Origin of the sequence: Paenibacillus dendritiformis (assembly GCF_015845845.1) — a bacterium.
Classification (GTDB): domain Bacteria; phylum Bacillota; class Bacilli; order Paenibacillales; family Paenibacillaceae; genus Paenibacillus_B; species Paenibacillus_B dendritiformis_C.
In genome coordinates, this window is sequence record NZ_LDIG01000012.1 from 1 (window position 1) to 248 (window position 248).

General features: G+C 54.8%; 1 pseudogene. It reads left to right on the forward strand.

Annotation, left to right across the window (positions count from 1 at the left end):
• Positions 1 to 248 (forward strand): annotated as a pseudogene (locus ABD76_RS28965) (IS1380 family transposase); the annotation flags it as partial.

The following is a 248-nucleotide window of genomic DNA, read 5'->3' on the forward strand; positions in this document are numbered from 1 at the left end:
TTCCCGGTGTACATCAACCCACGGTCACTCACCCGGATGTGGTCTACGCGTACCTGGGGCTACTTTGTCAAGGGAAAAGTGACTTTGATCAGATTGAGCCCTTTCGGAAGGATCGCTTTTTCACCAAATCCTTAGGCCTCAAACACGTCCCCTCCTCTCCCACACTCCGGCAGCGTCTGGATTTGGCAGCGGCCAGCAGCTACGATTGGCAAACCATTCTGCTGGAAGAGTCGGCAGACTTGCTGCGT